The following is an 8652-nucleotide window of genomic DNA, read 5'->3' as shown; positions in this document are numbered from 1 at the left end:
AATAGAAAACGTCTGCATTCTTCTTTGGGATATAAAACACCTAAAGAAATCGAACTAGAATTTTATAAAATTAAAAGTGTAGCATAGGTCTTAGAAAATTTGTCCCACTTTTTGTTGCAAGTCCAATCTTCAATAGGGTCTAATCCTGGACAAAACTTAGTAATTAGCGAATCACGAGTTTTAGGTGTAGTATTAAAATCTATTATATCCAATTCGGGCAAAATTACGTTCACATATTCAGATAGAGATGTTATATCCAATACAAAAAAAATTGAAAGAATTGAGATTGAAGATATGCATCAAAAAAGTATTAAAAAAATTATATTGGGCTATGATTTAGTCACTTCTTCTTTAGAAACAACATACAAAAATCCACATATTCCATATGTTTCTGAGTATGGTAAAAGGTTATTTTTAACAAGCGTTACCGAAGAGAATGAAGGTGTAACCAAACCATCTTATCATTTCTCGTATTATGATTACGATAAAATTCCTCCCAGATTTTCTTATGCACAAGATTATTGGGGGTATTTTAATGGTGAACAATCTAACTCCTATTTAGTAAGTAACGATGATTATTATTTTTCAGGTACACATTTTTCCCTTTCCACTTTGAGGAATATTTTTAATAATATTGGAGGTAATAAAAAGGCTAACGGAATTTACAGTAAAAATGGATTACTAAAAACTATTACATATCCAACAGGTGGATCTAATGAATTAGTTTATGAACCACATTCTTATTATGGTAAAAAGTTAGTTTATCCAAGCAAAAAGGGAGTTGCAATAAATATTTCTAATACTGCGGACCAGTTTTCACAAAGTAAAACTGAAACAACAGAGATCATTCCTTTTTTTCAAGAAAGAATTCCAATTTATTTTAGTGCAGGAACCGTAAAATGTTGGGAGAGCGGTTGGCCAACTCATCATGTAAGAGCAACTTTGACTGTTGAAGTTGCTGAAGGTGGATCTGATACATTTACAACTCCTGTTGAAGGTAAAGGTATATATGTTGTTACACCAAACGGTTATAAAGTTTACGATAGTGGTAGTTCAGTTGTTGCGGCACCTACTATTTCACAGCATTATATTGATTTAATAGAAGGAAACAGGTATCGATTTAAAGTGAGTGTCCCATTTGAATGCATCAGAGGAGATTTTAGTACATCTTTTTACGATTCCCCATTTACTTCGCTTGATGCTAATATTGAAGTTGGTGGACAACGATTATCCAAACTGATAGCAAATGATGATGAAAATAAAAAAGAAGTGAAGGAGTATTATTATGGACAGCTTTCTTGTTTAAGTTGCTCAAGTGGTGTTATAGAACCTCCCGTTCCCTCTATAACATTAAAGACCTATCATGATTGGACTGGTAGTAAGGGTACTGGAGATTCTTCTTATTCTCTTTCTTCAACAGATATCCTTACGCTATCCTCAAGTACTTTGTATTCATTATACACCAAACAAAATAGTCATATTGGATATACTTCAGTTGTAGAGAGCATTGGTGAGAATTTTGCAGGCGGTGGGATATCGCATAAGTTCATGAATACCCCTATTGAAATAGCTTTGCCTTTACGGGGGCTTTATGTTCCGGGAACTCCATTTAATACCACATTTGGTACAGGAAATGAAATTGAAACACAATATTTTTCTAAAAGGGGAAGTATTTATTTGACGGCTAAAAAAATAGTGAATAATTATTATTTAAACCCTGTTTTGAATAAGCAGGTGTTCGGTTATAGTATTACTCAACGTGACCTCTATTCAGGGAGCACTTGGTCAGTTATAGATAAGATTAGAGGTTACGATATTACCAAATATATAATTCGTTCACAGTGGCATTATATAAAATCCACAACGGAAGAGACATATGATTTAAATGGATTAAATCCAGTGATCAGTACAACAAATTATAACTATAATAATCCGAACCATTTACAATTATCATCGGAAAATACAATTAATTCGAATCAAGAAACTCTTGAGACAAAATACTATTATGCTCCAGATCCAGAAATGACGACTCAGCCATTTGCTAACGATTTAACAACATCTAATATCATTTTACCTCCTTTAAAGACACAAACTTTTAAATCAGGTTCTAAATTATCAGAACAGTTGATCGTATACGATCAAAGCGAACAAACTAGTAATTTGTTGCTTCCTAAATTTGTATTTACAAATAAGGGAATTGCAGATATAAATTTAAATCTAGATAAAAAAATAACTTTTGACAAGTATGATGATAAAGGAAATATTTTGCAATATACTCTGGAAAACGGAATTCCGGTAAGCATCATTTGGGGGTATAATAAAACGCAACCAATTGCAAAAATAGAAAATGTAGCGTATACAGCACTAGAGCAATACGTATCGAATTTGCAAAATTTGTCTAATCTGGATGATGATAATTGTATGTCTAGCAGTTGTAAAGAACAAAATTTGCGAGTTGCCTTAAATTCTATAAGAACTAATTTTTCTAATGCCATGGTGACAACCTACACCTATAATCCTCTTGTTGGTGTAACCAGTATTACCGATCCTAAAGCAATACCATCTTATTATGAGTACGATGCTTTTAATCGCTTAAAATTTATAAAAGATAAAGATTTAAATATTCTTCAAAAATACTGTTACAATTATAAGGGGCAACAAGTGGATTGCTCAGATAATACATCAACTAGTGTAGTTTTATATAAAAGTGCTCCTAGAAGTGGATCGTTTACAAGAAACAATTGCGGAGCTGGAGGTACAGGTTTAAGTATACCTTTTTCTCAGGCAGAAGGTGCAGTGACTTCGACTATTTCGCAAGCAGATGCAGACGATAAAGGTTTATTGAAATTTAATACAGACGGTCAAGTATTTGCAAATAACGATACAAATGCAAAATGTATTTTTTCAAGTAATACTAAAAGTAGATTATTTACTCGAAATAATTGCGCACTTGGCGGAACACCATCAAGTGTTTGGTTTGTAGTTGCTGCTGGAAAGTATAATTCAGATGTTTCTCAAGCGGATGCGGATGCTAAAGCTCAATTAGATGTTGATAATAATGGGCAATTATTTGCTAACACAAGCGGAATTTGTACTTTTTGGAATACTGCTCGAAGTGCTGCAGTTACAAGAAATAATTGTGCAGCTGGTGGTAATCCAGAAACAGTTACTTATACAGTTCCAGCTGGACGTTATTATTCTTTTAATTCTCAAGCAGAAGCTGATTCTCAGGCTCAAACCGAAATCAATAATAATGTTCAGTCATATGCTAATGAAAACGGGAAATGTACTTTTTGGAATGCTGCCAAAAGTGGATTATTTACAAGAAATAATTGTGCACCAGGAGGTTCTCCTGCCAGTGTCTGGTACACCGTTGCTGCCGGAATATATAGTTCTACAGATTCTCAGGCAGCAGCAGATTCTCAGGCTCAGAATGATGTGAATGCTAACGGACAGGCATTTGCTAATAATGATACAAATGCAAAATGTACTTTTTGGAACACTGCCAAAAGCGGATTATTTACAAGAAATAATTGTGCACCAGGAGGTTCTCCTGCCAGTGTTTGGTATACAGTCCCGGCGGGGAGGTATAGCTCTACGTATTCTCAGGCAGCAGCAGATTCTCAAGCTCAGAACGATGTGAATGCTAATGGACAGTCTTTTGCCAACAATGATGCAAATGCAAAATGTACTTTTTACAGTATCACTTATTACAATACATTCTTTAATAATAACTGTGGGCAAGCTGGAACTGGCTCTAGTCACTATTATACGCTACCAGCAGGAGCCGAGATATCAACTGTTTCTCAGGGAGAAGCAAATTATAAGGCAGCTATAAGGTTAAATGCCGAAGGTCAGGCCTATGCCAATACTTATGGTGAATGCGTCTATAACAGTATTGCCTTAAGCGGTTATTTCAGTAAAAACAATTGTCCACAAGGAACAATTAGTTCATCAGAATTATTTTATTTTGTACAAAGTGTTGGAACTATAACTTCCAAAATTTCACAAGCTGATGCGGATGCACAAGCAATTATTAAATTCAATGCGGATGGACAAGCTTATGCAAATATTGCAGGAAAATGTTTTTATTACAGTAATCCTATAAGTGGAACTTTTACAAAAACCAATTGCCCACCAGGAGCAGTAGGTTCCAGTTTGGTTTATTCTTTGGCATATGGAGCTGTTAGATCCACAGTTTCTCAGGCACAAGCTGATGCAGAAGCATTAGATTTATTCAATTTTAATGGTCAGGCACAAGTGTACTATGGCGGTACTTGTACTTTTAACAGTGTACAAATCAGATATCAAATTTATAAAAATGATTATTGTCCTCCGGGAACTACTTATCCTTATGTGTATTATTCTGTGCCGTATGCTAAATATCAGTCAACTATATCGCAAAATGATGCAGACAATAAAGCATGGGCAGATGTTGCAGCAAATGCGCAAGCCTATGCTAACGCCAATGGCACATGTCTAAATCCTGGTGAAGTTGAAGAGTAAAATTTTAAACCAGTATTCTATTGTTCTTATCATTTTTAAAAGACATTTAATTCTATGAAAAAATATATACCAATTATAATAATGTTACTATTTGCAGGTCCGTGTCTACAAGCCCAGACCTTTAGCGATGATAATTTTATTTACACCGCAGCACCAAAAAAAGCGGTTCAAGCGGCTAATTTTAATACGTTGACCAAAGAAGAAATCAATCAAAATGTGACGTATTTTGATGGTCTGGGTCGTCCGATACAAACTATTGCTATCGGGCAGGGAAATAATGGTTTGGATGTTATTACCCCAGTAGCGTATGATGGTTTTGGCAGGCAGGTCAAGGAGTATTTGCCTTACACTGCTTCTAATGGCGGTACTTATTATCCAAAAATAGATCCAATATCTGCTATAGATGCCACAAGAGTATTTTACAACAACAAGTACCAGAACACCGATAATCCTTTCTCTGAAAAGAAATTAGAAGCTTCACCCTTAAACAGGGTCTTAAAACAAGCAGCACCGGGTAGTTCTTGGGCTATGAATTCCGGTCACGAAATCAAACTCGACTATCAGACCAATACAGCTACTGATGCTGTAACATTATACAGAGCCACAGCGAGCTGGCAAGCGGGTTCTGGTTTGTACGAAATTAGCCTTGCTCAAGAAGGTACTTATGCAGCTGGCGAATTGTACAAAACGGTAACTTACGATGAGAATACCACTGCAACTCCCATAGAGACTGCGGGTGCTACTGTAGAATTTAAAAACAAAGAAGGACAGGTAATCCTTAAAAGAACGTACTCAGGGGGTGACAAACATGACACGTACTATGTGTATGATCTTTACGGGAATCTAACATACGTACTGCCACCCAAAGTGTCGGGCGCTATTAACTCTGACGTCTTAGACGGACTCTGTTACCAATACAAATACGATCATCGCAACCGTTTGGTCGAGAAAAAATTACCGGGCAAACAATGGGAGTTTATTGTCTATGACAAACTAGACCGACCTGTAGCCACAGGACCTGCTTTTTCACCTTTTAAAGACGAAACAACTGAGGGTTGGCTCATTACCAAATACGATGCTTTTGGCAGGCCTGTCTATACAGGCTGGAGCGGTCAAACGTGTACCTCAGCGGCAAGAAAGTCATGGCAAGACGCTCAAAACGGGGCAACGCTATTGTACGAAAGTAAAGAAACTTCAGGCACTATCGATGGGATTTCGGTCAATTACAGCAACGATATAGAGCCTAAGACCTTCAAACTCCTAACGGTTAATTATTACGATAATTATGCTTATCCCAATGCTCCGGCAGTGCCTACGAGTATCGAAGGAGAAACTGTTTTGGCCAATACCAAAACACTTGCCACAGGGAGTTGGACAAGAGCGGTAACCACAGCTGCGGCGATATTGGGTGAAACCACTACGACCTTTTATGATGCCAAAGCCAGACCCATAGGCAGCTATACCCAAAACCATTTAGGAGGGTACACCTCTTCTAATAGTAAAATCGATTTTTCGGGAAAAACACTTTACACGCTTACCAAACACAAGCGCAGCTCTGGGGACACCGAGCTGAGTATACGAGAAGAGTTTACCTATACGGCGCAAGATCGCTTGCTCACACACACGCACCAGATTAATGGGGGTACGGTAATGCTTTTGGCGGCTAATGAATATGATGAATTAGGCCAGCTGAAAAGCAAAAGTGTGGGAAACAGCACAGGAAACCCCATGCAGAAAGTCAATTTTAGTTATAATATTAGAGGCTGGCTGACGGAGATTAATAAAATCGATAATTTACAGCAAGATACTGATCCGGTAGATTTGTTTGCTTTTAAAATCAATTATGATATAGCACAATTAGGTACGGGTGTTCTGCCTCTCTATAATGGAAATATTTCAGAGACTTTATGGAAAACGGCTTCGGATAATGCTGAGCGTGGTTATGCATATGACTATGACGGACTTAATCGCTTAATATTTGGTCTTTATACAAAAAATGGTATTGAGACCGATATGTATACTGAAAATTTGTCCTACGATAAAAATGGAAATATACAACTTTTGCTACGATACGGTGATCAAGATGTGCAGGCAGGAAATATAGAAATTGATAATTTAGCATACGCTTATCCCGACAACTCTAACCAGTTAAGTAAAGTAGACGACAATGCCAATAATACTAGTGGTTTTAAAGATCTCAATAAAAGCGGCGATGATTATGGGTACGATGCTAATGGCAACATGATTAGTGATAAAAACAAAAACATCACCACCATAGCGTACAACCAACTCAATTTGCCTAAGAAAATTACTTTTGGCACAACGGGTAGTATTGAGTATATTTACAATGCAGCAGGACAAAAGCTAAGAAAAATTGTAACTGATGGAGCAGTGGGAACTACCACCGATTATTTAGGAGGTTTTCAGTACAAAGACAATGTGTTGCAGTTTTTTCCAACGGCAGAGGGATATATAGCATTAGAAGGAAGTTCTTTTAAATATGTGTTTCAGTATAAGGATCATTTGGGGAATATTCGTTTGAGTTATGCTAAAAACCCAACCACAAACGTTCTTGAAATTATAGAAGAAAACAATTATTACCCTTTTGGTCTCAAGCATAATGGCTATAACAATACGGTTACTTCTACAAATGCTGGGCAGAAATATAAGTTCAATGACAAAGAGTTCCAAGACGAGTTAGGACTTAACGTTTACTTCTTTAAATTTAGAAGTTACGACCCAACGTTAGGTAGATTTTGGCAGATAGACCCTTTAGCAGGAACATATGCGCATAACTCCACTTATGCATATGCAGAAAATAATGTCTCAAGTGGAACAGACCTTGAAGGATTAGAACTTTCATTTCATCTTAATGGAAATTTAGCAACAGCACAAAATGGACCAAGAGTTACAGGAGGGGTTAATGGAAATTATACGCTTCAAGAGTTAAAAAGCCATATGGCTAAAAAACAAGCTCAGGTAGATAGGGCTATGAATAAACTCATGTCGGGTGACCCAAGAAGTATTCCTCATGGAGATATTCGTCCTGCTAAAGGAGATATAAATGTTGCTAGATTTGATGATCCAGGAATGATGATAGCTGATGGTGCTCGTATTGGTGCTGAAATGATGGCAACGGATGTTGCTATGGGAAAGGTTTTTCAGGGTTTTAGAGCATTACGCAAAGGAGAAAGTGTCTGGATGGCAAATGCATTTGAGCGAGGAAGAAGAATTGAAACAATGTTAGGTGAAAATTTAGGATGGAACTTTCCAACTATTGATAAAATAAAAGATGGTGTTGCGACAAGTATAAAAAGTTTGGATTTGACAGCTGGAAGTTATCAAAAAGGGAATAGCGTATATAATACTCTGAAAGGATACATAAATAAACTAGCAGATTTTACAAGTGCTGAAGTTGGAGGAGTAAAAGTCGTACAAGGTGAGACTTACACTAGCAAAGTATTGGAATTAGCTGTGCAAACTGGTAAGGGTACAGAATCTCAATGGAGTCAGATTGGTGATGCAATAAAATATGCACAAGACAATAATGTTAATGTAACAATCCGTTTTATTAAGTAAAAAAATAATTAACAATGATAAAGTCAGTATCAATAAAATTTTTCTCTAAAGAAAATAAATACATAATATATCCTCAATTAAAAATTAAAGGATTTGTTTCAATAGCTTCATCACCATATTTTATTGAATATAATTTATCATCTTCTAATTTATTAGAGAAGATTTTAGATACTTTAAAATTAAGTAGAGAAATTGATGAACGTCCTAAAGACTGGAAAGAGTTTAGAACTGAATATTTAAAAGGTATAGGTGTGAAAACAATGAAAGCATTACATAATGGTAGTATTAGTTTAGATGTCTCTATAAAAGATGATACTATTATTTTTATGCCTTGGGAGAATAAAGGCTCAAAGGAAGGATTCGTTGGTTTTAAAGAAGATTTAACGGTAAAATTACCCTTTAACTCACTAAAAGAAGATTTGATAAAAGCACTAGAATTAGCATTGTCAAGGTGTAAATAATCAATTAAAAGAGTAATGTATCCCCGCTAACGCGAGCATCTTGCTCGTGAACGCAATCTAAATCAATACAAAAGCCACTTCTAAAACGAAGTGGTTTTTCTGTTTT

The 8652-nt window shown here is 36.0% G+C and carries 3 protein-coding genes; all 3 read left to right on the top strand.

Translation table 11 applies throughout. From position 1 onward, the window contains the following. The first annotated feature begins 111 nt into the window (after positions 1-111). The 3 genes from J3495_RS17135 to J3495_RS17120 are packed head-to-tail and all read left to right on the top strand — an operon-like array spanning position 112 to position 8546. The gene (locus J3495_RS17135) at positions 112-4506 is read left to right on the top strand and encodes a DUF5977 domain-containing protein (protein ID WP_210667896.1); all 4395 of its coding nucleotides are present in this window, start codon (positions 112-114) and stop codon (positions 4504-4506) included. 54 nt (positions 4507-4560) lie between these two features. Further along, a complete protein-coding gene (locus tag J3495_RS17130) occupies positions 4561-8085 on the top strand; it encodes a DUF6443 domain-containing protein (protein ID WP_236025495.1) in 3525 nt (1174 codons plus the stop codon). 14 nt (positions 8086-8099) lie between these two features. Next, entirely contained in the window at positions 8100-8546 is a 447-nt protein-coding gene (locus tag J3495_RS17120; RefSeq protein WP_210667894.1) for a contact-dependent growth inhibition system immunity protein, read from the top strand. Positions 8547-8652 lie beyond the last annotated feature (106 nt).

The sequence above is a fragment of the Flavobacterium geliluteum genome (assembly GCF_017948595.1).
Classification (GTDB): Bacteria; Bacteroidota; Bacteroidia; order Flavobacteriales; family Flavobacteriaceae; genus Flavobacterium; species Flavobacterium flavipigmentatum.
Note: the sequence above shows the minus strand (reverse complement) of the source record. Positions and strands in the feature narration are given on the sequence as shown.